At 37.0% G+C, this 21,679-nt stretch carries 18 protein-coding genes; 9 read left to right on the forward strand and 9 right to left on the reverse strand.

Annotation, left to right across the window (positions count from 1 at the left end; genetic code table 11):
- Positions 1-11: 11 nt before the first annotated feature.
- Complete coding sequence (locus CRS_RS01105) at positions 12-1,178, reverse strand: SDR family oxidoreductase (RefSeq protein WP_142722257.1); 1,167 nt, start codon at positions 1,176-1,178, stop codon at positions 12-14.
- An 838-nt stretch (positions 1,179-2,016) separates the two neighbouring features.
- Here CRS_RS01105 and CRS_RS01110 point away from each other — a divergent pair.
- The 4 genes from CRS_RS01110 (at position 2,017) to CRS_RS01125 (ending at position 11,068) form a co-directional block, all read left to right on the forward strand.
- Positions 2,017-3,792 (forward strand): hypothetical protein, encoded by a 1,776-nt coding sequence (locus CRS_RS01110; protein WP_142722258.1) that lies wholly within the window; start codon positions 2,017-2,019, stop codon positions 3,790-3,792.
- Between the two features lie 588 nt (positions 3,793-4,380).
- Positions 4,381-5,874, forward strand: coding sequence for a tetratricopeptide repeat protein (locus CRS_RS01115; protein WP_142722259.1), 1,494 nt, complete (start codon positions 4,381-4,383; stop codon positions 5,872-5,874).
- Positions 5,875-6,022: 148 nt separating this feature from the next.
- Positions 6,023-7,444, forward strand: a complete 1,422-nt coding sequence (locus CRS_RS01120) for a hypothetical protein (RefSeq protein ID WP_142722260.1) — start codon at positions 6,023-6,025, stop codon at positions 7,442-7,444.
- 621 nt (positions 7,445-8,065) lie between these two features.
- Entirely contained in the window at positions 8,066-11,068 is a 3,003-nt protein-coding gene (locus CRS_RS01125) for a reprolysin-like metallopeptidase (protein WP_172616974.1), read from the forward strand.
- A gap of 104 nt (positions 11,069-11,172) precedes the next feature.
- Here CRS_RS01125 and CRS_RS01130 read toward each other — a convergent pair whose 3' ends face one another.
- Together CRS_RS01130 and CRS_RS01135 are read right to left on the reverse strand one after the other, a co-directional pair.
- Entirely contained in the window at positions 11,173-12,327 is a 1,155-nt protein-coding gene (locus tag CRS_RS01130; RefSeq protein ID WP_142722262.1) for an NAD(P)/FAD-dependent oxidoreductase, read from the reverse strand.
- 27 nt (positions 12,328-12,354) lie between these two features.
- The gene (locus CRS_RS01135) at positions 12,355-13,110 is read right to left on the reverse strand and encodes an AraC family transcriptional regulator (protein WP_142722263.1); all 756 of its coding nucleotides are present in this window, start codon (positions 13,108-13,110) and stop codon (positions 12,355-12,357) included.
- A 145-nt stretch (positions 13,111-13,255) separates the two neighbouring features.
- Between CRS_RS01135 and CRS_RS01140 the strand changes: the two genes are divergently transcribed.
- Both CRS_RS01140 and CRS_RS01145 read left to right on the forward strand, forming a co-directional pair.
- Complete coding sequence (locus tag CRS_RS01140; protein ID WP_142722264.1) at positions 13,256-13,837, forward strand: Crp/Fnr family transcriptional regulator; 582 nt, start codon at positions 13,256-13,258, stop codon at positions 13,835-13,837.
- A 64-nt stretch (positions 13,838-13,901) separates the two neighbouring features.
- Positions 13,902-14,837: a ketopantoate reductase family protein gene (locus tag CRS_RS01145; protein WP_142722265.1), complete on the forward strand. Its 936-nt coding sequence runs from the start codon at positions 13,902-13,904 to the stop codon at positions 14,835-14,837.
- A 116-nt stretch (positions 14,838-14,953) separates the two neighbouring features.
- On the opposite strand, the gene CRS_RS01150 is transcribed toward CRS_RS01145, so the two are convergent.
- The 5 genes from CRS_RS01150 to CRS_RS01170 form a co-directional block, all read right to left on the reverse strand.
- A complete protein-coding gene (locus CRS_RS01150) occupies positions 14,954-15,838 on the reverse strand; it encodes an alpha/beta fold hydrolase (RefSeq protein ID WP_142722266.1) in 885 nt (294 codons plus the stop codon).
- Between the two features lie 91 nt (positions 15,839-15,929).
- Positions 15,930-16,280 carry a 4Fe-4S dicluster domain-containing protein gene (locus CRS_RS01155; RefSeq protein WP_142722267.1) on the reverse strand — a complete coding sequence of 117 codons (351 nt, stop codon included), beginning with the start codon at positions 16,278-16,280 and terminating at the stop codon, positions 15,930-15,932.
- 191 nt (positions 16,281-16,471) lie between these two features.
- Complete coding sequence (locus tag CRS_RS01160; RefSeq protein ID WP_142722268.1) at positions 16,472-17,041, reverse strand: NADPH-dependent FMN reductase; 570 nt, start codon at positions 17,039-17,041, stop codon at positions 16,472-16,474.
- A gap of 3 nt (positions 17,042-17,044) precedes the next feature.
- Positions 17,045-17,545 (reverse strand): DUF2480 family protein, encoded by a 501-nt coding sequence (locus tag CRS_RS01165; RefSeq protein WP_142722269.1) that lies wholly within the window; start codon positions 17,543-17,545, stop codon positions 17,045-17,047.
- A 24-nt stretch (positions 17,546-17,569) separates the two neighbouring features.
- The gene (locus CRS_RS01170) at positions 17,570-18,196 is read right to left on the reverse strand and encodes a superoxide dismutase (RefSeq protein ID WP_142722270.1); all 627 of its coding nucleotides are present in this window, start codon (positions 18,194-18,196) and stop codon (positions 17,570-17,572) included.
- Positions 18,197-18,391: 195 nt separating this feature from the next.
- Here CRS_RS01170 and CRS_RS01175 point away from each other — a divergent pair, with 195 nt between their 5' ends.
- Positions 18,392-19,012, forward strand: coding sequence for a metalloregulator ArsR/SmtB family transcription factor (locus CRS_RS01175; RefSeq protein WP_142722271.1), 621 nt, complete (start codon positions 18,392-18,394; stop codon positions 19,010-19,012).
- 38 nt (positions 19,013-19,050) lie between these two features.
- A complete protein-coding gene (gene hxpB, locus CRS_RS01180; RefSeq protein WP_142722272.1) occupies positions 19,051-19,701 on the forward strand; it encodes a hexitol phosphatase HxpB in 651 nt (216 codons plus the stop codon).
- 107 nt (positions 19,702-19,808) lie between these two features.
- Here the strand turns inward: hxpB and CRS_RS01185 are convergent, their stop codons facing one another.
- Complete coding sequence (locus tag CRS_RS01185) at positions 19,809-20,435, reverse strand: RNA polymerase sigma factor (RefSeq protein ID WP_142722273.1); 627 nt, start codon at positions 20,433-20,435, stop codon at positions 19,809-19,811.
- A gap of 241 nt (positions 20,436-20,676) precedes the next feature.
- Here CRS_RS01185 and CRS_RS01190 point away from each other — a divergent pair, with 241 nt between their 5' ends.
- Positions 20,677-21,636, forward strand: coding sequence for a FecR family protein (locus CRS_RS01190; protein ID WP_228451140.1), 960 nt, complete (start codon positions 20,677-20,679; stop codon positions 21,634-21,636).
- Positions 21,637-21,679 lie beyond the last annotated feature (43 nt).

Raw genomic sequence — 21,679 nt, forward strand, 5'->3', positions numbered from 1 at the left:
TTTAAAATAGTCTAAAGTGATCTGAATTCATTTTCGTAAGCAAACGCATATAAATCCTTCAGCCCTTTTTCAACATCTATATCAGGAATATCTGTCATGATTTCTTTGAGTGTACTTGTATCAAACTGATGAACAGGTAAGGTTAAATAATAAGACAGTATGGGAGCCATTACTTCATAATACTGCTTTTCTGCTTCCGTCATCGTTTCCCATAAGGGAGGGTGTTCTGTCAACTCACATTTTACTCCTGTATAACTGCAGATGGATTGAAGTAAATAGGCAACAGAGACCTGACGCTGGCTCACTGCATTCAGTTGGTCAATGGCATCGTTTTCAAATGCACGGATTATTGTTTTGGCTACATAATCAACAGGGACAATATTCATAGTGCCTGTAGGATTTGATTCAATTCTGAATGTTTCCCCTCTGTGAATAATGTCTGTGGAAGAGCATGCTAACAGAAACTTACCTAATAAGTAAAATACATTAAACTCAGGGGTGTAATATAATGGCTCATCGAGCATGCGTCCGCATATAGTGGAAGGCCTTATGATCTGCCATTTCTTTTCTTGCTGCTGGCAATACTGTATAAGCTCCTGTTCCATTTTTATTTTGAACTCTTCATAAGGAATCCGGTGGGATAATATTGGCTTCAGTACCGGATGGTTATTGGCATCAAATGAAATATACTGATCATAGACCACAGGATCATAATGACCTATTGAGAAAGTGGTACTGATAAAAATAAACTTATATAGATTGGGAGAACACCATTCCAGTAAATGTTTGGAGGCTAAATAATTATTGACAAATATTTTTTCATGAGCGGTGGAAGTGTTGGATAAGTCGGTTTCTGCAGCGGCATGAATTACATAGAGATTGTCATAGCTCTCCAGGGTGGTGAAGTGTGTGTTATCCAGTGCCTCAATGTCTGATTCAATTGATATAACATACTGTAACAGCTCATTTTCAGTATAATTATTTAAATATGCTGGTCTGAAACGATGCCTCACAATAGATCGTAATCGTTCATACGCAGTCTGCCCTGCCTTGGGTCTTATAACAACAATCAGTGTTCCCTTTTTTTTATTATTTGCATATTCATGCAGGAGTTCATAGAAGATATGTCTTCCCAATATTCCCGTTATTCCGGTAAGTAAAATATTTGTTTTTTTCATAGGAAAAAGTTCTTCATTAAGAATTATCTCAATGATTAGTGAAAATGAATTCTGTTTGTGAATATTCGTAAAATTATAGGTTCATATTGGAAATGATGATGTATGAATCCCATAAGATCAAAACATATATTATATATGTCTTGTTTATATTTTTTGAATGTTTTTTACTGGTGTATGATAAAATTAACCAAAGCTCTTTTTTTAGTTAAAGCTTTTTGAGACTCTTTTTTGTACTGTTGTAATTGTGATTTAGAAAATTAATGAATGCAATGCCTTGTTAGATAGATATATAGTTCAGTTAAAATCTCAGGATATTGACTGGAAAACTGACGCTGAAAGATCTTAAAAGCACTCACGATCATCTTTGTGAACAGAAAAAGAGCTGATTCTCAATTTTAATTACACTGTAATATGTCTCTAATTAAACTTTAATTTTGCTCTTAACTGTTACTAATATTTGAGTAATAGTTTTGCACTATGAAATAAAAGGAGTTTTAAGAATTCTTTTTATCTACAATTAATCCATGGATTTTGAAATAAAACGAATTGGATTGACAAGTCTACAGAAGATCCGGAATAGATAAAGTCTTCATCAGGCGTTCTTGCGAACCTGTAGTACTTGAAAGAGCAGATAAATACTCAACAGTTTCAGACCCAGGACCTTTATATCAGAGATCCCGTATCCTGTACAGAAATTTAAAAAAATGTAACCTTACTATACTGTTGTTATCATTTTTAGAGAATTTCTCGACTTGCCTTTTAAACCATTTATCTAAAAAACTGACAATATGAAAAGATGGCCATCCTTTCTTCAGTATCACTATTAAAATAAGCGATTATGCACAAGAGTATCAGTACAAAATTATTTTTATTACTTATAACAACGTATAGCTCATTCCTTTTGTCACAGGTAGGAATAAATACGCAATCACCCAACAAAATGTCGACATTGGATATTGTCTCGAAAAATAACGATACCGGAATACTGATTCCAAGATTAACAGAGAACCAGAGAAATAAGATGTCTCCCGGAATCAAGGAAAATAGTTTATTAATATTTAATACGGATGAAAACTGTTACAATTACTGGAACAGTACAGAAAATGAATGGAAAAGCCTTTGTGGCAAACAGGGGAAAGCTGTTTTCACAATGGATTGTACACAGATAGAAATTAAAGGTAAATATACTACCGGTAAAGAACTTACTTCTTCTGATTTTCTCCGGATGAAAATAACTGTTACGAAACCAGGGTATTATCATATAACAGCTAAAACTGCCAATAGTAATGGGTACAGCTTCCAGGTGGAAGGAGAGGTATTGGAGGCAGGAACCTTCACCATAGAGGTTCCAGGCTATGGAACTCCAATCAATGCAACCCCTTCAGGAGGAGCTGGGGATCAGATTTTAATTTATAATTATGAACAACTACTTTGTGATACCTTAAAAATTTCAGTTGAAGATTCCACCATTATTCCTGAATTTACGATCAATTGCTCAAGCACAATAGTCAATGGTCAGTATATTGCTGGTAAAGAGCTTACAGCAGGAAATACCATCGCTTTAAATATAACATCACCTGCGGCGGCGGCAGGGGCTCTTTATGAAATTTCTACATCTGCAGTAAATGGCTATTCCTTTAGTGCCAAAGGAGTATTGTCCGGAGGAGTACAACAGGTTACTTTAATAGGAACAGGAAAACCTGTTATGAATGGAAATGATGCATTTGTATTGACAACCAATATTTCGTTGGGAAAAGTCAGCTGCAGTAACAGTCCTATTCATATAAAAGTTGCCGCAAGGAAAATGAAAATTATCGGACTTTCTGATAATTACAATAATTTATATAACATTGCAAGAACTGATAACCTTCTTAATAAAGTTTTGGGCGGCAGTAATTATTTTGGTAACAATCAGTCAGCAACATATCCTATCAATGGCTTTGAATTTTTACTACTTACCAGTTTAGGCGCTTCACAACAGTCACAGTTTACAACATTCAATCCTGATATTGTATTGGTTCAGTTTAATTATATAGCATACACCAGTGAGGAAAGGCAGTTTTTAGCAGATTATGTAGCGAAGGGGGGAGTGCTTATTTATTCCTCAGATGGAGATGCAGCTGCTTCACCAAGGAACAGAGCAGCCAGAGATTTGGCGCGATTAATTTTTAACGATAATCTGATGGAGGTTACTGATAATGATAACAGCATCGTTATTGATAGAATTCAGGATACGAACAATATGATCACCAATGGTCCATTTATGAATCTCACAGGGAAAGCCCTGGGAAGAGATTCCGGCTGGAATTTCAGATTTACAATCGCGGGATTCCCATTTGATAAAGCGAATGTTATTGCATATGATGGTGTGGATGATAGCAGCATTAGAGCATTTGTTGGTAAAGATAATGGTTTTGCTTTTTTTGGTGATGGAGGTCCTTTTGTTGCTAACGAAGGAGTTCAGCCCTACAACTGGCCTGCCAAATTTAGGACGACTAATGGAGTTACTGTTGCCATTCCGAATACTTACGGACAGGTGATAACATATAACTCACACCTTTTTCTCAATTTAATGGCATGGGCAATCAACTATGCTCAGAAGAAAAGGCCTTAAAGTCATTTTTTTGAATTTGAGAAAAGGTAAAATTTAGTTTTACCTTATACTTTATGTAATAAAATTAATCTGCTATACAGAATTTGTGAAATCTTATTAGTATGACTGCAGATAAAAACACATAATAGATTATAAAAAATGAATTTTGTAGTAAAAATTCATGGGAAAGGGCAAATCATTTTATGATTTGTCCTTTTTGTATTTGGATTAATTTATTAGAATTCCTTTGAAACCCATCTTAAAACTTATAATCCGGAAAATGTTGAACTTTACCCATTGCCTAATTCCTGATTGTATTTGTAACAAATTCTATTTCAGACAGTCTTATTATATATACAACAACTTTTTTATAGCAGAACTTCCTGCACAAACAGCCTGAAAACTTTAAAAAACTGATTGTATAAAGAAAAAATAAAATCCTTATCTGAATATTACATTTTTGCAAAATATGCATCTTATTTCATGATAAGCATGATAAATTATGTATATTTATAACACATATTAGGGAAAAATATTAAAATAGCAGTAGAAAATTATCAACATATTTAATTAAATATGCGTAGGTAGATATAGGGAAAAGCAGTGCTGATGGGAAAAATTATATTGATCATTTTTAAGAATACAAACACACCGTTGACCAGCATAAAGAAAATGATATCCTCTGTAATCTCCATAGGGTTATGTTGGAGCATGCTTTCATGCGGACCTGATTTCAGGGATAAAGAAAGAGCAGATTTTGACGTTTCTTTATTGACCCAAAGTTCACAGTTGCAGCTTTCCGGTGAATATGAAGCGCTTATCCGGCTCAATATAGAATATCTGAAAAAAGCTGCCAGGATGAAATATACAGCAGGAAAAGGTCTATGCTATCTGAATATGGCTGACGTAAATATTTCGGCAGGCAATTATGAAAAAGCCCGTTTTTTCTTTAATAAAGCAGAGAAAGATCTGGTAAAGTCAGGAAATATGTTTCATAAAGCGACATTCTATGACGATTATAGCCTGTATTATTCTCATCTTAAAATAAATGATAAGGCGATAGAATGTAATGATAAAGCATTTTATTACTTAAAACAGGCCAAAAAGACAACACTGACTCAAAAACTCCTTCCAAGACTTTATATCAATAAAGGGATTTATTATGCCTGGAAAGGGTGGTCTGGAACTTCTTTAAAATGTTTCATCAAAGCAAATTTACTTGAAAATTCTGCCTACAGCAACTGCATGGTGGCACAATACTATCTGTTTATCCACAAACCTGATTCTGCTGGAATATATATCGCCAGATCAGATGAAAAAATGCTGAGCCAGAAAACGACCGACGTAGAATCACTGTGGGTGTATTATACAATGGGCTATTATTACAATGAAATAAATAATAGTGAACAGGCTGAGAAGTGCCTTAAAAAAGCTCTGGAAATTAATATTAGGACAAGGCGTACCTATTCTTCACATATAAAAGAAGTTTACAAAGCACTTGCTGATCTGTATAAGAAAAAGAATGACGGAGGTAAGGCTTATTTCTATCTTAAAAAATATATGGAAGAAGAGGGAAGATTTGATGCGGCAAGATTTGCTGCTATGAATAAAGCTACCGAGGATTTTATTTCAGAAGTGAAGCAGGAATCAGACTGGCATAAAAATGATCTTCCATTATTTATCGCTCTGTCAATTACTGTGCTTACTGTTTCAGGAGTATATGTCCGGAAAGTAATCCATGTACAGAGACAGAAAAAGAACCGCTTAAAAAAACAGACAGAAGATCTAAAAAACCATGTACATACAAAACAGCGGGAAGAAGTCATTCAACTTGCCAGAAGCAATGATTCTGCCTTTTTATTGAAGTTCAAAGAGTTATATCCTGATTTTGTAAAAGTACTTCTAGATATCAACCCTGATCTTGAAAATTCAGAACTGAGCTTCTGTGCTATGCTGAAACTGCGGTTTTCAGCCAAGGAAATTGCAGATTTTACTTTTGTACAGCACAGATCTGTTCAGCAGAAAAAATACAGAATCAGGAAGCGACTGAATATTCCCGGAGAAACAGATATTTATGAGTTTTTTGAAAATCTGCCCCAATAAAGAGAATCATCACAATAAAAGCTGTCAAATCCTGTTTTATGGAAAGGTTATTGCTGATCTCATAAACCAGCCAATGAAAAGTTTGCATTAAACCTGAAATATCACCCTAAAATAAGTATAAAAAAATCCAGCTTAAATAGAGAAACATATGATCCGTATTTTTCTTTCTGTTTTACTTATCATTTTAATGTCGTGTCATTCCAGTTCCAGGAAAGAGACTGAAAAGAATTTTGATATTTCCCTGCTGAAAAAGAACGAAAAATTCAGGCTTGCCGGAGAATATGATTCTTTGATTAACCTCAATAAAAGCTATTATAAAAAGGCTGATAAGATGAATTATTCAGATGGAAAAGCCCTTTGCTATATTAATCTGGCAGAGCTTAATATTTCACTGGAAAACTATCAGAAATCCCAGGTCCTTTTTGATAATGCCAAAGATATCCTTGACGATTCTGAAGATCCCATACATAAAGCCAGGTTTTATAATGTTTATGCGCGTTTCAATTTTGAGCTCCGAAGAGTAGATAAAGCTTTTGAATATAACAATGAGGCGATGCGTTCCATACAAAAGGTCAGTTCTTCTGAGCTTAAAAATGACCTTCTTTTCAGTATATATTTCAGGCAGGCAATTTATTTTGTCAGGAAAAAAGAATATGAAAAAGCGCTGTTTTTTTTTAACAAAGCAAACAAGCTGGATAATACGGGCTTAATGGATTGTGCCATAAGTGATTATATTTATATGCATAAAAATAAAGACTCAGCGTATAAATATGTAACTCTGGCATATAATAAAGCGAACAGAAGTGGTAAGGCAGATGGAATTGCATTATATGCCAATACAATTATGGGAGAATATTATATAACCTATAAACAATATGATAAGGCTGAGGAGGCGCTGAAGAAAGCATTGGAAATCAATGAAAAAACCAAACGTATCTATGCCTATTATGGTAAGTATATTTATAATGACCTCAGGACGTTATATGAGCGTACAGGAGATAAAGAAAAGGCTTATTTTTATTTGAAAGCCTATACTGATGCTTATTATAAAACCAATACATCTTTGCTGGCAACAATTAATCAGGATATGGAATCCTTTATTGAAGAAACCCGGAAGGATGCTGATCATCATAAAGGCAGGATATACTGGATAATTTCCCTGTCATTTACAGGACTTTGTCTGCTGGGAGGATATGCCTGGAGAATTATCAGGGTACTGAGAAAAAGAAAAAAAGTTCTTGCCATGGAAGCTGAAAGCCTTAAAATAAGAATGAATGATAACAAGCAGGAAGAGATTATAGAGCTTGGTAAGAAAAATGATCCTGAATTTCTGAATCGTTTTAAGGAAGTTTATCCTGATTTTATAGAGCAGCTTTTAACCATTAATCCTGCACTTGAAAGTTCCGAACTGATTTTTTGTGCAATGCTGAAACTCCATTTTACTTCCAAAGAAATTGCAAGTTATACTTTGGTGCAACACAGAACTGTTCAGCAGAAAAAATACAGGCTCAGGAAAAAATTAAATATTCCGGGAGAAACAGATCTTTATTATTTTTTCGATACCTTATAATAATTCAAAAAAAAACTGTCTGATTCATCACATCAGACAGCACTCGAAATATTCTCTTTTCACCACTTGTATTTTTTTTGTGGTCTCAGCGTCAAATATGAAAAATTTTAACGTAAACATAAAAAATCACGGTACTACACGGATACTACACCGGGTATTTTAAGGTTTAAATACTTGATAGTTAGTGTTTTGTGTTTTTGGCTGTTTTTTACATTTTATTGTTGAAAAAGTAGAGTAATTTTCTTAATCCTAACATTTTTTATCCCGTATTTTAATCATTGCCATTTAGAAGTATTTTCTTATGTGATTTTTTTACCTCCTTTTTCAATGCTTAAAAAGGAGCATTAACTTGAGCTGGTTCTACAATTGAGAGCAATAAAAATTTATTTATAATTTATTGAAAATCAATATTTTGAAGCAGTGCTGTATCCGTGTAGTATCTTCTTTTTTTGTTTTTTATGAGAAATAAATAAGCTTTGTAGTGAGTTTTGTTGCGGATTTAATATGATATCTTCTTTTTTGTTGAATTTGTAGCAAAAGTTTCTTTTCGTCTTTACTATACTGGTTGTTTTTTTGATGGAAAGCTTAAACATACTATCCAAAATAATTTTAAATATACCTATGAAAAAAAGAATTTTATTCGTTTGTGCGTTAGCATCATGCTTTACGGTTTTCAATGCTCAGAGATGGGAAACGGTCTCTAAAAAAACTTCACAGATCCGAAATGGGGTAGAAGTTCAGTATTCCTACAGAGTAGACCTGAAGTCCCTTAGAGAAATGCTTAAAAATGCAGAAGAAACAGGGAAAAATGCAAGACCGGTTATTATTTCTTTACCCACTGTAGAAGGAAAGATTGAAAAATTTGCCGTATATAGCAATCCGGTAATTGAGAAATCCCTGGCAGACAAATATCAGTTAGGGTCTTATGTGGGAATTGGAGTGGATGATTCTTCCAAGTATTTAAGATTCAGTACTTCTCCTGCTGATATGCAGTCTATGATCATCAAAGATGGTGTTTTTCAGTTTATAGAACCTATAAGTGCTGATAGACAGACCTATGGAGTTTTCTATAAAACAAAGAATGACGGAGAGCATGGATTTAAATGTGATACAGGGGAACATGATTTTAAGGATATTAATAAGCTGGTAGCGAATGGTAAAAAAATGCTTTCCGGAGTCGGAATTACCAGCAGACCTACCAATACAAAATACAGAGATTTCAGAATGGCATTATCCGTTACCGGGGAATACAGCCAGTATCAGCTGACAGCTGCAGGAACTCCGGCCAATGCCAGTGACGATGTTAAGAAAGGTGTTGTTCTGGCCGCCATGAATAATACCATGACCCGTATCAACGGAGTTTTTGAGCGTGACTTTGGAGCTCATCTGACCGTTCAGAATCTTCCTCAGATCATCTATCTTGATCCGGCAACAGATCCTTACACAGGTAATTTAAACCTTCAATTACAGCAAACCCTTACTTCTGCCGTAGGAAATGCCAATTATGATATCGGACATGTTCTTAATCAGAATGCGGAAAGGAGCGGTAATGCCGGAGGAATTGGAATTGTCTGCACAGATCCGGCCAATAATACAGATATACAAAAAGGTTCTGCCTATACACAGGGACCTGTACCTACAGGTGAAGTGTTTGATTTTACAGCAGCCCATGAGATGGGACATCAGCTGGGAGCCAATCATACATTCTCAAATACTTCTGTCACAGATGCCAATAAGGGAGCCAATGTGGAACCCGGAGGAGGAACAACCATTATGGGATATGCAGGGATTACCTATGATAATGTACAGGCCAACGCAGATGGATATTTTCATTATAAATCAATTGATCAGGTTTTGACCAACTTAGAAAACAAGCTTAATTGCGGAGTATCCCAGGATATCAATAATAATACAGCTCCGGCGATCAATCCGCTGTCAGCATACAATATCCCTAAAGGAACCGCTTATTATCTTGAAGCTTCTGCTACGGATGCTGAAAATGATCCTGTGAATTATACCTGGGAACAGAATGACAGTACAGATGAATTTTCTACGATTTCCGGAGACAGCGGATGGGGATACAATCCAAAAGGAGCCTTAGCCAGATCTGTTCCCGGAACACCCAATGGCAGAAGATATTTTCCGAAGCTGGAGAGCGTGATGAATGGAGTACTCACAGATAAACAGGGCTGGGAAACGGTATCATATATCCCCAGAACATTAAATTATGCTGTAACGGCTAGAGATCAGAATGCTCAACGTCCGATGGTTTCCAGCTCAACTACTACAGTGACAGTCGGAAACGACGGTCCGTTCAAATTCAATGGGCTTACTGCAGCTTCAGTACTGTATAATGATGCGGTAAATACAATCTATTGGGATGTTGCCAATACGAATGCTGCCCCTTATAATGTAGCCAGCGTAAAAATTGATTATACTTCTGATAACGGCGCTAACTGGACAAATCTTGTGGCAGCAACTCCTAATACAGGAAGCTATAGTATACAAATGCCCGGTAATATAAACGGAGCTGTAAAATTAAGAATCTCAGCTGTAGGTAACATTTTCTATGCCGTCTCTCCTGCCATTACTGTGGGTACTGCACCCGCGTCTTCTGCTTCAGCACCTACAGGGCTATCCACTATAGATACTGAAGTTTTTAAGACAACAGCAAGGGTTTCATGGAACAGTGTTCCTGGAGCTGCCTATTCTGTTAATTACAGAAAAGCAGGGACTGCAAACTGGTCTAATGCTGTTAGTCAGGCAAATTCTGTAGTCCTGGATAATTTAGAAGACGAAACAAACTATGAAGTACAGGTTGCAGCAGTAGTAAATTCTGTTGCAGGAGCATTTTCTAATAATTATACATTTAAAACAAAAGGATTAAAAACTGGGATCGATTACTGTTTTTTAAATTCGGGTTCGCCTTATGTAGGAGCGATCTTAAAGCTTACGGTGGCTAATATTGATTACAGTGATCTTACCGCTAGATCTTATAAGGATTTGAGTGAAGATGCTACTAAAATTATTAATTTGACACAGGGAAGCACCTACACTGTTGCCCCTAGAGTAGGAAACCTGCTGCAAAACGGACTTCCGGTTAATCTGTCTGCATGGATCGATTATAACAGGAATGGAGTATTTGAAGCTACCGAAAGAGTGGGACAGACTTCCGCAACAATAAATGCAGGAAATGCGGGATTGAGCAGTTTTAATTTTACAGTGCCGGCAACTGCCTATTCAGGAGATAAAACATTAAGGATGAGAGTGGTTTGTAAATTTGCAACCAGTTCTCTGAACAGTGTGTGTGGTGAACTGGCAAGCCAGGCTGGCGGTATTATGGACCTTCCGGTGAAGATTACTGCCAATACCCTTGCCGTGAGAGAAACAGCAGACACAAAATCATCAGAAATATCTGTTTACCCTAACCCTGCAGACACATTTGTAGAAGTGAAAAACTTTAAAGGTAAAGGAGATTACAAAATTTACAGCGCAGACGGAAGACTTGTCCAGGAGGGTAGAGTTGAAGAAAAAATCAATGTTGCTTCCCTGGTAAAAGGTGTCTATGTGATCACCATAAAAGATGATAAAAACACGTATAATACCAAACTGATCAAAAAATAAAATATAAATGAATCTCCGCATCAGGATCTAAAACGGGGAGAAATAAATTATTTCAGGAGGGAAAAGGCTGTCTTCGCTAGAAGGCAGCCTTTGTTATGATGAATTTAATGGCCATTAAAAAAATCAAGCATGGTTGTTAATGAGTTTTCAGAATGCATCCGCTCTCCATTCTCAAGGGATTCCTGTGTGGCAATGGCAGCTCTCTTGCGCATCTTTTGTTCATAATCTGCAATGGCTTCCTGTAAAGTTTCATAGTTTTTATCCGTTAAATGTTCGCTCAACTCCAGAGCATCAAGCATAGCCATATTAGCCCCTTCTCCTGCAAACGGAGGCATTACATGGGCTGCATCACCAATCAGAGTCAGATTGGATTGAGTTTCCCAGGTCTGATCAAAAGGCATATAGTAAATCAGGCGTGGAATAAAAGGAGTGACTGCATTTTCAAATAATTCCTCCCAGACAGGGCTCCATTCAGAATATTCTGTTTTAAACCATGCCAGCATCTGGAGATTATCAGAAAAATCAAGACCGCTGCTGGCAGGCCAGTTTTCATCGGCTTTAAAGCTTGCATAAAATCCAAGATCTCCATTACCTTTCTGACCAAGCAAAATATTTTGGGTATTTCCGAAGGCCATTATTTTTCCGCCTTTGACCAGAGCATCAATCTGAGGAGCATTTTCTTTTGAAACATTTCCTTCCAGCATGATCACTCCTGAATACACAGGTTGAATATCTGTAAGATAAGGCCGGATTTTAGAATTGGCTCCGTCTCCGGCAATGACAAGGTCGGCATACGCAGTAGTTCCATTTTTGAAATGCAGCAACCAGCCTTCGTTTTGACGTTCCATAGAGAGAAAGTGACTGTCCCAGATCACTGTTTCAGGTTGCAGGGAGTCCAGCAGCATGTTTCTTAAGGGGCCACGGTCTATTTCCGGACGGAAATGCTCATGTCCAAAATCTTCTGCCGGTTTTGTTTCATGATCATTAAAGAATATTTGAGCCTTCTCATTCATGATCAGTGTTCTGTCTGCTCCGGGACGGAATGTTTTCTTGAATATTTCCAATAATTCGGCCTTACGGATGGCTGCCAGTCCTGAGTCTTCATGCATGTCGAGAGGAGAGCCCTGAACCCTTGCATATTTATTAAGATCTCTTTCATATACTTTTACGTCAGCTCCTTTCAGCTGTAAAAGTCTTGCCAGTGTAAGTCCTGCGGGGCCTCCACCAACGATTGCTATTGATTTATTGTCTATCAGCATTGTTAATTTAAATTTTACAATGCAAATTTATTTTCCTTTCAATACGGATAATAGTATAAATCGGTCGTTTTTATTCCTTGATAATTCTTTTGGGGCAACTCCGGAAAATTTCTTTACCTCTTTGATGAAATGATTCTGGTCGGTGTAGTTGAGTTCAGGGAAAAGTCTTCCCTGTGCGATATGCTCCAATGATGTTCTGAAACGTAAAATAGTAGAGTAGGCTTTTAACGATAATCCTAGCTGTCTGGTACAGTAACGGTTGATCTGTCTGCTGCTCCAGCCTGTTTTATCAGAAAGATCCTGCACGTTTATTTCACCTTTTGAGACATAGACCATTTCAAAAAGTCTACGTTTTCTTTCATCTACTTTCGCAGGAAGCAGTTCTTTTATTTTTTGGGTTGCTTTGGTACAGCAATGACTGAAATTCTTTATATCCTCAGCTTTAAAATCCCAGAAATCAGGAGAAAGTTCTTTTCCAATATTTAATAAATCAGCGATACTGGTATTCAAAATATATTCAACTGCAAGAGGCTTAAAACTTACCACAAAAGCAATTGTACGAGGGGCAATATACCTTTGTTCAGGATAAGTTTCTAAGCCAAGAAGGGTAACATGAAAAGGTTCCGAAGCTGATTGTGAAAAAAAGAGATCAATTCTTCCGTCAGGAATAATAACCACTTCTTTAGTTTCATCCGAAAGGTTCTGAAATGTTCCCAGATTTTCCACAAAATCAGCGATTTCTTTGTCGGGTTCGATGAAGTTATAATAGAAGTCGTTATCCATATTAAACATGATCTTTTTTAAAAAAGAAAATTACAAAATTACCCTCTGACTTATAAAAAAAAATTAAAGGTTTACTGCAATGGCTTATAAATGCTATTTTTGTTCTGACAGATTTTAAAAGTAAATAGGCGACAGCCTTTATTCTATGGACAAAACATCACTTAATACATATTTTCATTCTTTATTCACTATCAGAAAAGAAATCGTTGAAAATATCACAGAAAAATTCAGCCGTTTTGAACTAAAAGCAAATACCGTTCTGCTGGATAAAAATGTGATCAGTACCCAGACTTATTTTCTGGAAAAAGGGTATGTCCGCTCCTATATTCTGAACGAAGATAATGAGGAAATTACAACGAATATCTATACAGCTCCCTGCTTTGTTAATGATTTTCTGTCTTTTTTCAGACAACAGCCTACTAAAGAAATTTATCAGACCGTGACGGATTGTGTTTTCTGGGAAACCGGACTGGAGAATGTACAGCATAATTTCCATAATATTCCTGAATTCAGAGAGTTTAGCAGGCTTCTTTTTGTCCTCAATTATTATCATATCCATAACAGGCTGATAGAAATGGCAAGTCAGAAGGCCTCCACTAGATATTCCAACCTGATGAAAAAAGATCCCGATATTTTCCAGCATGTTCCTTTGAAGGTCATAGCTTCTTATCTGGGAGTTAAGGACAGTTCATTAAGCCGGATCAGAAGAGATATTCATAAGCTGTAATTTCTTTTCATTTGTCAAGTGATACTTCCGCTGTTATCACTGATATTTGTTGAAAAATAATTTCATGAACAAAAAGCATATTGTTGTTGTAGGTTTGGGTGGCGTAGGCGGATATTTTGGTTTTAAAATAAACCAGACCAATGAAATTTCAGGAAAATATAATATTTCCTTTGTTGCCCGTGGAGAAACTTATGAAAAAGTAAAACAAAACGGACTGACGTTGTTATCTCCTGAGCATTCCAATCCGAAGACTCACCCCGATGCTATATTGCAGAACATCAGTGATATCAAAAATCCTGACCTGGTGTTGATCTGTGTGAAGGAATATGATCTTGAAAATGTCTGCAGGCAGTTGTTGCCGGTCATCAGTGAAGAAACCATATTGCTTCCCATGATGAACGGAGCAGATATCTACGACAGGATACGTACTGTAATTCCGGACCATACCGTTCTTCCAACCTGTGTTTACGTGGCTTCCCATATTAAGGAAAGAGGAACTGTAGAGCATAAAGGAAACCCGGGAAAAATTATTGTGGGAAGGGATCCTGAACATTTTTCTGTCCCTGTGGAATGGATTTCGGAACTCTTGAATGAAAGTAAAATAGAGTTTGATTTTAAAGATAATTCATTAAAAGATATCTGGACAAAATTCATATTCATTGCAAGTTTTGGACTGGTTACAGCTCGACATAATTCTTCAATGGGAGCTGTATGTACTGATGAACAGCAGAAGAAGGAAGCTGCCGGAATTATGAAAGAAATAAAACTGATTGCTGTTAAAAAAGGTATTGATCTTCAGGATGATATTATGGAGAAGACATTCGAAAAAGCCTCTACCTTTCCTTTTGACACTCCAACTTCTCTCCAGCTTGATATCAATTCAGGAAAAAAAGAAAATGAACTGGAGCTGTTTGCCGGTGCTGTGCTGAAATATGGTTCTGAAACAGGTATTGATACTCCTTTCACTCAGAAAATCTACACTGAGATTAAAGCCAAATAAGTTTTGGCTAAAGCCGAAAGAAAAAGAAATATAAGAAGGCGGGTTAAAACCCGCCTCTTTTGAAATTAAATATAAAATATTGAAATTTTTGACAATTTCAGAGTTTAATCATACTATCAGAACTCCCGGTCCCGGTCTGTAATAATTCTGAATTTTGTTTTAAAAAAAGTATCTGCTTCAGTATTAAATTCATCAGTGTACACCACTAAAGTACTGTGCCCTGAGTTGGGTAATATCCATAAATTAGCTTTAGGAATGTTCCGGAAAATTTCCAGGGTATGTTCAGGTCTGATCACATCATAATCTCCTCCGATAACAAGGACGGGGGCTTTAATGCTGTGGAGTGCCATGGGATCTATATTCGGTTGCTCACTTAATAATCTTTTATATTTTAGGACCATATAATCCAGATCCGTTTTATCTTTCTTCTGGGCAAACAGTTCTTTAAATTTTAAGTAATTACTGCTTACTCTTTTGAATACATCAGCTTGTACCGCGGTGGAATCCGGCCTTAAGTTCGCTCCTGTAATGATCAGTTTTTTTACCTTTTCAGGGTGCCTCATGCTCAGCAAAAGCCCATTGATGGCACCATCACTCCAGCCTATGACAAATGCTGAATCAATTTTCATTTTCTGAAGCAGCGCAGCGTAATCATCCGACATCATTTCATAGGTAAGTGCATCTCCTTTATCAACAGACTTTCCATGTGCTCTGCTGTCAGCGACAATCACCTTATATTTTTTGGAAAAATAAGGGATCTGTTTAGAAAAATCAACAATGGATCCTCCGTTTCCGTGGATGAGAAGCAAAGGCTGTCCCTGGCCATAGGTCTCGCAATACATTTTGATTCCATTGACATCATAATATTTACCGGCTTTTGAATTATTTCCATATGAGGAACTTTCTAAAAGCCGGGTGTATTCTTTTTTGATCTTTGGAACCTCCGTCTGAGCGGATATTAAAGCCGGCAGTAAGGCAAGAAAAAATAATATCGGTTTCATAGTAATAGGGGCGTTGTTTAAGTGACTGATATTCTGTTTCTCAATAAGTAGAAACTGCTGGCTTCCTGTTACAAAAATATTGGGACAATCTTCAGGCGCTGTGCATGAATTTCTGCCGCTCCAATAATACTTCTTCCGTTTCACGATGATCAGGATCATCCACACAGCAGTCTACAGGGCATACCGCCTTGCATTGTGGCTCTTCATGAAAGCCTTTACATTCAGTACATTTTCCGGAAACGATATAATAGACTTCATCCGAAACTGCTTCGTTATATGCATCAGCATCAGCTTCTGTACCATCCGGGAATTTGATATGTCCTGAAAGCTTTGTCTTATCTTTCCAGCGCCAGTCAATGGCTCCTTCATAAATGGCTGAATTGGGGCACTCAGGTTCACAGGCTCCACAATTGATACAGGCATCTGTTATTTTTATAGCCATATCACGAGATTTTAGGGGTTTAAAAAAGGGATTTCTTCAGAATGAACGGGTCGGAAATCCCTTCAACTTAATTACAGCAGTTCAACACTGTTCTTTTGAAATAGCAGCATAAAGTGTGCTAGGTTTTATTTTTTAAATCATTAATTTCCAATAAAATACTGTCTGCCTGACTATAAGATGAATCAGGCGCCTTAATCTGTAGATTTATTGAGATTTTCTATTTTTTTAGAGGTTGCAATGCTGATAAGCTGATCAAACTTACCGGAATATAATGCTGAAATTTCGGTTGGATGATCAGCGGTAAATAATGATGATCTGACAACAGGTACACTGAATGGTATTGGCCAGGCACGCAATGACTTGGCAATAGCATCCATGGTATTGATTCCCTGCATAGCCTGAAGACCGTCGGCCCAGCATACCAACCCTACCATTTTATCAGTAAGATAAGGTTCATACCTGTTGGCAGTCACTTCAAGCCAATCCAGACAGTTTTTCATCACTCCCGGAATACTCCCATGATAAAGAGGAGCCAGCCATATATGCAGATCGGCATCAGTAAACATCTGGACCATGCGTTCTACTGCCAAAGGAGTTTTGGTAAGGGTGACATCGAATAAAGGGATTCCTGAATCTGCAAGGGTAAAGATATCAGTCTGAAACCCCAACATTTTCAGCCGCTCCGAAAAATAATCCGAAATCAGTCCTGAAGTGGATAAAGCTCTTCTTTCCAATGATCCGTTGAATATAATTGCTTTCATTTTTTATTGTTTAAAAATTACTTTAGGTAATCCTATTTCACCATACATCAATGTTTTAACCAAAGGTTTCAGAAGTCCGGCGGCTAGTAAATACAGTGAAGGATCATAATTGGCATTGGCCCGGACAACAACTTTCTGATTTCTATACTGTTTCAGATCGGCATAGATGAGACGGCGTTTCCAGAGATCGAGCAGAATGGTTTCTGCATTGTTTAAATCTACATAAGAAGCGTATGGAGAAAGTTTTTCCATGATCATCATGTATGCCCAGGGTGGGATGATAGCATCCGTAGAGCAGATAATTCCTACTGCTTTTTCATCATAGACAGAAAAATCCACCGCAGCAATGGATTCTTTAAATTCTTTCTCCTTGACAATCATTCCCATGAAAAGATGATCTTTAATATCCAGTACTACAATTTCCGTGGTCGGTTTGTAATCTGCAAGGTCAAGAGCAATAATGCCTGAAGCCTTTGCTTTATTGATAAAAATTTCCTCAGTCATAGCTTATTTATAAATCCATGTTAATTATCTTATTTTTGATAATGCCTCTTCATATTTTTTTTCAACAGCAGACCAGTTCAGTACAGACCAGAAGGCATCCAGATAATCTGCACGTTTATTCTGATAATTCAGATAATAAGCATGTTCCCATACATCTATTCCTAGAATTGGAAAACCTCTGTTCATTGAAAGGATGTCCATCATCGGGTTATCCTGGTTAGAGGTCGAACTGACTGCCAGAGATCCGTTGAATTTTACACAGAGCCAAACCCATCCTGAACCAAACTGAGCCAAACCCGTTTTTTTCATTTCTGCTTTGAGGTTTTCAATGCTTCCAAAAGTGGCTGTTATATCGTCATGAAGTATACCTGTGGGATTCAGTTTAGGCTGTGGAGACAGAGTTTCCCAGAATAAAGAGTGGTTATAGTGCCCACCTCCGTTATTTCTTACAGAAGGACTGTATTCACTTACCCTTTGCAGCAACGAATCAAGATCAGCATTAGTTTCATTGCTTTGTTCCAAAGCTGTATTCAGATTATCTACATAAGCCTGGTGATGCTTCTGGTGATGAATGGTCATTGTTTCTTTATCTATAAAAGGAACCAGGGCATCATAAGCATAAGGTAACTGTGGTAATGTAAATGGTTGCATCGTATTTATTTTTTTTGATTAATGTATCACAAAGGTAAAAATATATTTAAATAAAACAACTATTATGTTGTTTTATTCATTAGGTGAATGATGAAGGTAATATCTTGTGAATGTATTGTTTAAGTTTTGTATTTTAAGATTATAGAAAATGACTATCTTTGTTGTTGGAAAATAAAACAACCTAAATATTGTCAAATGAAGAAGCCGGCTGCAGATCGAATTCTGATGTTCTTAAAGATGAGAGGGGAAGCTACTTCGCTTCTTATCGCAGAAGAATTATCGATCACCAAAGAAGGAGCAAGAAAACACCTGCTGAATCTTGCCGGAGACGGATTGATCAGGTCTTCCGTAAAGAGTGAGGGTGTAGGACGCCCGTCTACTTATTATACCCTAACTGAAAAAGGATGGGCTCAGTTTCCTGATACCCATGCAGATGTAACGGTTCAGCTTCTGAAATCTGTGAAAAATCTTTTAGGGGAAAATGCTTTGGATTTACTGATCAGTGACAGAGAAAAAAATACTCACGAGCGATATGAAAAAGTTTTATCCAGGACAAAAACTCTTGAGCAGCGTCTGGACTCTCTTGCAAAAGTCCGCAGTGAAGAAGGTTATATGGCAGAATGGAAAAAAGAGGGCAAGGAGTATTTTCTGATTGAAAACCATTGCCCGATATGCGCTGCTGCTGCAGAATGCCAGGGTTTCTGCCGTGCCGAGCTGTCTAATTTCCAATCCCTGATAGGAAAAGATTACAAAGTCGAAAGAATAGACCATATCATTTCCGGGGGACAGCGCTGTGTTTATAAAATCAATCAATGATTACCATTTATAACTTATCATAATTTATCATACAGAAAATGGCTTTGAAAGCAGTAATATTTGACATGGACGGTGTGCTGATAGATTCAGAAAAATTTTGGACTCAGGCAGAACTGGACGTCTTTTCATCCTATGGTGTGCAGGTTACAGAAGATCTTGCGGCACAGACTAAATATATGACGACTCAGGAAGTAACAGAATTCTGGTATGAAAGATTTCCATGGGAAAATTTTGATGCATCCGATTTGGAAAATAAAGTGGTGACAAGAGTCATTGAAATGATACAAAACCAGGATTGTACAATGTCTGGTGTAGAGGAATTTATCAAAAATCTTAAAAATAAAGACTACAAAATAGGATTGGCGACAAACGCTCCTTTACGTGTGGCCCATGCCGTTCTTGAAAAGCTTCAGGTTTATGATCTGTTTGATACGATCCATTCTTCAGAATTTGAAACTCAGGGAAAACCTCATCCTGCCGTTTACCTTACTTCTGCAAAAAACCTTGGTGTTTTTCCCGAACATTGCATTGCCATTGAAGACAGTCATTCAGGGTTGAAAGCAGCCAAAGCAGCAGGAATGCAAACCATTATTTTTACCAATAATAATGAAAGCATAGACTCAGATCTTGCCGACTTTAAAATACTGGACTTTAACAGGACTTTACCTGCGGTGTTTAGTGGAGAATAAAAGGTGGGTGGTGAATGGTGAAAAGTGAATCCGCTTCGCTGTGAATTTTATTGGGTATTATAAAAACTGACGATGGACTGCGCAGCCAATTGACGATACCCCGCACCTCAATACCTCGTCAAAATCTCCATCAGAAACAGGATAGAAACCAGTTTTTTAGATGACTGATACTCAGGATTCAGCTGTTCGCGGATTTCTCCCAAAGCTTTGCTTAATTTATTACTTACCGTCTTGTTGCTGATTCCCAAAGCTTCTGCAGTTTCATTCACTGACATATTTTTTCGGATTCTCAAATCGTAGACCTGCTGTTCCGTTGAAGGAAGCTGGGAAACTACTTCATCAATCATAGATAACAAAGCAGAAATCTCGTTTTCTTCAAGGATTTCAAAATAATCCGTGTCTGCCGTATCAATTTCATGTGGAATATCAAACTCGTCAATGCTCAATATGGGAGGGGCTTTTTTATGGCTGTTATAAAAATCAATAATACGATAGTGAAGATGGCGGAGAAGGTAGCCTTTTGCACTTTCAGAATCGTCAGTCTGTATGGTATCGGTATGCTCAAGAAGCTTCACCCACAGGTTCTGGAGGATTTCTTCAGTGATTTCTTTATCCCGGGTCCGAACAAAAACAAAGCTATATAGACTATCCCAATATCGGTCATACAGCAGCATAAATGCAGGACGGTCGCCTGATTTTATTTTCTTTAATAATGTATAGTCTGTTGGGCTCATATTCTGTTACAAAATTACCTAAAGGAAAATTAACTTTTTGTGAACTTTGGGGATGTTAAGATTAAATATTTCTGAAAAAAGAGGCATAAATGAGATGTTAATGTTGAGTAAATGTGAAAAAGAGCGAAAATTATTAACAATTGGGTTGTAATGTGAATATAACATTAAGAATGTCCCGGGGAAGTTTTTCATTTTCACTGTCTTATAGATAGAAGTATCTGTGAATACGATGAAAGACTCTATGAAAAAACGTTTGACCTATAAAAATATTGAATCCTTTGTTTTCAGACTTTGGGAACGGGAAGTTTCGGAAGATCCGGTTTCTGAAAAAGAAAATGAACTTTTAAAACAATGGAAAATTCATGCTGAAAAAGAGCTGGATGCTGTTCATAGGAAAGCATCCAGAGAAAGGGTTTTATCCGGATTGGAATATTATTTTTCTCCAACAGATATTATTTCGGTTTCATCTGCAAAAAACTTAAAAACACATCTATTATATAAAATTGCTGCGGTTATTATTCTGCTTTTATCATTAGGTGGAATTTTCACCTATACCATGTTCATCAGGCCTGATGTGTATCTGGCCAAATCGGGAAACCGTATCGTTCATCTTGAAGATGGATCTGTCGTTACCCTTTTACCGGGAGCTGAACTAACCGTAGCGAAATCATTTCCTGCAGACACCAGAGTGGTGGATTTAAAAGGAGATGCCATATTCTCCGTGGCAAAATCCAAAGTTCATCCTTTCATTGTTCATGCGGATGGCTTCAGTACCAAAGTATTGGGAACAGTATTTAAAATTTCCCAATCTGGCAAGAAAAAAGCGGTTGATCTTTATGAAGGGAAGGTGGCTGTATCTTCTCCGGGAGTTCCGGTTTCTTTCCTTACACCCAATCAGAAATGGACCAATTTCGGGATTGCCCATACGACAGCCGTTATTTCATTGACACCAGTAAAAAAATCAATAGACAAAGTATCTGCAATATTGTCTTTAAGCTTTAATGATGTTCCTTTAAAAGAAGTAGCGGCAGTTCTGGAGAGCAGTTATAATACCAAAGTATTGTATCCTAAGGAAGCTGAAGACAAAAAGATCACGGCAGACTTTACCGGAGGAACAGTCGGTGAAAATATTGAATCACTGGCCTTCATCCTTGGACTGGAAGTACAGAAAAAAGAAAACACCTATATCCTGAAGAAATAATTTACTATTAAAAAAATTAAATAATCATAATCAAGAGAACACT

The sequence above is a fragment of the Chryseobacterium sp. ON_d1 genome (assembly GCF_006829085.1).
GTDB lineage: Bacteria > Bacteroidota > Bacteroidia > Flavobacteriales > Weeksellaceae > Chryseobacterium.

Coding starts and splice junctions, on each gene's coding strand:
- CRS_RS01105 (WP_142722257.1), bottom strand. CDS start 1,178: ATGAAAAAAACAAATATTTTACTTACCGGAATAACGGGAATATTGGGA.
- CRS_RS01110 (WP_142722258.1), top strand. CDS start 2,017: ATGCACAAGAGTATCAGTACAAAATTATTTTTATTACTTATAACAACG.
- CRS_RS01115 (WP_142722259.1), top strand. CDS start 4,381: ATGGGAAAAATTATATTGATCATTTTTAAGAATACAAACACACCGTTG.
- CRS_RS01120 (WP_142722260.1), top strand. CDS start 6,023: ATGATCCGTATTTTTCTTTCTGTTTTACTTATCATTTTAATGTCGTGT.
- CRS_RS01125 (WP_172616974.1), top strand. CDS start 8,066: ATGAAAAAAAGAATTTTATTCGTTTGTGCGTTAGCATCATGCTTTACG.
- CRS_RS01130 (WP_142722262.1), bottom strand. CDS start 12,327: ATGCTGATAGACAATAAATCAATAGCAATCGTTGGTGGAGGCCCCGCA.
- CRS_RS01135 (WP_142722263.1), bottom strand. CDS start 13,110: ATGGATAACGACTTCTATTATAACTTCATCGAACCCGACAAAGAAATC.
- CRS_RS01140 (WP_142722264.1), top strand. CDS start 13,256: ATGGACAAAACATCACTTAATACATATTTTCATTCTTTATTCACTATC.
- CRS_RS01145 (WP_142722265.1), top strand. CDS start 13,902: ATGAACAAAAAGCATATTGTTGTTGTAGGTTTGGGTGGCGTAGGCGGA.
- CRS_RS01150 (WP_142722266.1), bottom strand. CDS start 15,838: ATGAAACCGATATTATTTTTTCTTGCCTTACTGCCGGCTTTAATATCC.
- CRS_RS01155 (WP_142722267.1), bottom strand. CDS start 16,280: ATGGCTATAAAAATAACAGATGCCTGTATCAATTGTGGAGCCTGTGAA.
- CRS_RS01160 (WP_142722268.1), bottom strand. CDS start 17,041: ATGAAAGCAATTATATTCAACGGATCATTGGAAAGAAGAGCTTTATCC.
- CRS_RS01165 (WP_142722269.1), bottom strand. CDS start 17,545: ATGACTGAGGAAATTTTTATCAATAAAGCAAAGGCTTCAGGCATTATT.
- CRS_RS01170 (WP_142722270.1), bottom strand. CDS start 18,196: ATGCAACCATTTACATTACCACAGTTACCTTATGCTTATGATGCCCTG.
- CRS_RS01175 (WP_142722271.1), top strand. CDS start 18,392: ATGAAGAAGCCGGCTGCAGATCGAATTCTGATGTTCTTAAAGATGAGA.
- hxpB (WP_142722272.1), top strand. CDS start 19,051: ATGGCTTTGAAAGCAGTAATATTTGACATGGACGGTGTGCTGATAGAT.
- CRS_RS01185 (WP_142722273.1), bottom strand. CDS start 20,435: ATGAGCCCAACAGACTATACATTATTAAAGAAAATAAAATCAGGCGAC.
- CRS_RS01190 (WP_228451140.1), top strand. CDS start 20,677: ATGAAAAAACGTTTGACCTATAAAAATATTGAATCCTTTGTTTTCAGA.